The sequence below is a fragment of the Bacillus sp. AP50 genome (assembly GCF_040492675.1).
Classification (GTDB): domain Bacteria; phylum Bacillota; class Bacilli; order Bacillales; family Bacillaceae_G; genus Bacillus_A; species Bacillus_A cereus.
On the sequence record NZ_JBEUTW010000377.1, the window covers coordinates 1 to 2438 of the forward strand.

Sequence of the window (2438 nt, forward strand, 5' to 3'; positions counted from 1 at the left end):
ATTGTATGTGATTCTGAAATGTTGACATGTATTGCAAATACGTATAAATTTGATAATCGATTTAAAAATTATATAAATCAATTTAGTAATGAAGACTTAGCTGAATTTTTATATGACGCTATTATACATTATATCAATCAAAAGAAGTATTAATGTCGTACTTTTATAATAGGGGTCACCTTACATAGCCATTAACTTAAGAACAGAATTAAAAAAGGCTTTCGTTTACCAAAATAAAAGCATTTAAAAAAGGAGTATTTTCTTATAAATGTGCATGATAAATAAGCCCTGGCTAGTTCTAAAAATTATACAGTTTTTTGCCCTCTTAATATAGTATACTCGTAAACAACACCTAAAATATTCTCATATGGGTGAGTTTTTCGTCCGTTTTAGCTAGAAATATGTCCATAAACTGTGTATATAAATCATGGAGGGTAGTTCAAAATCTAGAACCAGGATTTGTATCACAAATAAAGGATATTTTCGGGAAAAATTCACAAACTCCATTGTGAACTGTTTGTTATGTTAGAGTTTCTTTAAGTTCCTTTTATGAAAAACTGTATTTTACAAATACTACAAGTTCATTTAGGGCAAATAATAATGGAAAATCGCCGTTGTATAATCAATTTATTATGAGCATGCAAGGAGGCTTGTTAGGAGTGAAAATAAGCGAACTAGCACGATTGACCAATGTCAGCATACGATCCATCCGGCATTATGACAATAAAGGACTTCTAAACGCCGATAGGTTGGAGAACGATTACCGGGATTTCGACGAATCGGCCATAGAACGAGTCAAAGCGATTCAGTTATACTTGAAGCTTGGATTAACAGCAGATGAGATTAAAGTATTGTTCAAGAGCGAAGCGGCAAATCCTGACGAATATCAATATTGCGAAGAGATGCTGGAAACGTATGAAAAAAAGCTAAGTAATGTGAATTATCAAATCGAAGCACTTCATGGATTAAAGAGATTACTGGAGAGGCAAATCGCTTTAACGATTAGGAAAAAGAGAACTGTTTAATGTAGAAATGGTCCCGAGCATGATAAATTGCTCCGGGGCCATTTTTGTTTGTGTTGACATTGACACTAGTGTAATCCTTTATGATTTACTTAATTTCACCTGAAAGGGGTTTTTTCATTGAAAAGTAATAGCCAAAATGAGAAAAATGGTTCTGAAACTACAAACGCGGTTGGGAACCGAAAATCAGTAACAGTCATAGGGTTAGGGCCGATGGGTCAGGCGATGGCAGACGTTTTTCTGGAATACGGGTACTCGTTGACCGTGTGGAACCGGACTTCAAGTAAAGCAGACCAGCTTGTAGCAAAAGGAGCCATCAGGGTGTCCACGGTCAACGAGGCGTTAGCTGCTAACGAGTTGGTAATCCTTAGCCTTACAGATTACAATGTGATGTACTCTATTCTTGAACCCGTCTCTGAGAACTTATTCGGTAAGGTGCTCGTTAACTTGAGTTCGGATACTCCGGAGAAAGCTCGTAAGGCGGCTAAATGGTTGGAAGACCGTGGAGCCTGGCATATTACTGGAGGGGTGCAAGTTCCACCGTCAGGCATAGGTAAGTCGGAATCTTACACATACTATAGTGGTGATCGAGTGGCCTTCGAGGCTCACAGGGAGACCTTGAAAGTGTTAACAAGTACCGATTACCGGGGCGAGGACCCCGGATTAGCCATGCTATACTATCAGATACAGATGGATATATTCTGGACAGCAATGCTAAGTTACCTACATGCTCTTGCAATCGCTAACGCAAACGGCATTACGGCGGAGCAATTCCTACCATACGCTTCGGCGATGATGTCGTCACTCCCGAAATTCGTAGAGTTCTATACCCCGCGTCTCGACGAGGGGGAGCACCCTGGTGACGTGGACAGACTCGCAATGGGCTTGGCGAGCGTTGAGCACGTTGTTCATACTACCCAAGAAGCCGGCATCGACATCGCTTTGCCAGCAACTGTTTTGGAAGTCTTCAGGCGCGGCATGAAGACTGGTCATGCCAGTGATAGCTTCACCAGCCTCATTGAAACCTTCAAAAATTCCGATATTCGTTCATAACAAGAATTACGTGGAAACTGTTTCATTGTACATGTCTTATGAAAATAAATGTATCTTTGAAGCCGAGATGAAATCGGCAAAACGAATCTATACTCGTAGTAACTCCTTATATGTTCAAGGCGGTGTAGAAAACAAAACAATCGAGGTAAAATTTAAGCCACATTTTACTATTCAAATAGAGGTATTCCAGATATAGTAAATAAGAAAACACCTTACATACTATAAGGTGTTTTTACACCAAAGATGCCCATATGGGCGTCTTTGGTACCTCTTAACATGACTTGAATAGCGTTTATTTGAGGTCATTAGGTAGTAAGAGATGGATAGACTATCTTAAACGAAAAATGTTGATTAGTTCTTATT

3 protein-coding genes and 1 pseudogene are annotated in these 2438 nt (G+C 39.2%); all 4 read left to right on the top strand.

The window, feature by feature from the left end; translation table 11 throughout:
* On the top strand, positions 1 to 153 hold a 153-nt coding region (locus ABWK52_RS22805; protein WP_353772150.1), incomplete at its 5' end, for a TipAS antibiotic-recognition domain-containing protein.
* A gap of 506 nt (positions 154 to 659) precedes the next feature.
* Positions 660 to 1025, top strand: a complete 366-nt coding sequence (locus ABWK52_RS22810; protein WP_000703056.1) for a MerR family transcriptional regulator — start codon at positions 660 to 662, stop codon at positions 1023 to 1025.
* A 117-nt stretch (positions 1026 to 1142) separates the two neighbouring features.
* Complete coding sequence (locus tag ABWK52_RS22815; RefSeq protein ID WP_000841637.1) at positions 1143 to 2075, top strand: NAD(P)-dependent oxidoreductase; 933 nt, start codon at positions 1143 to 1145, stop codon at positions 2073 to 2075.
* A gap of 7 nt (positions 2076 to 2082) precedes the next feature.
* Positions 2083 to 2271 (top strand): annotated as a pseudogene (locus tag ABWK52_RS22820) (hypothetical protein); the annotation flags it as partial.
* Positions 2272 to 2438: the final 167 nt, after the last annotated feature.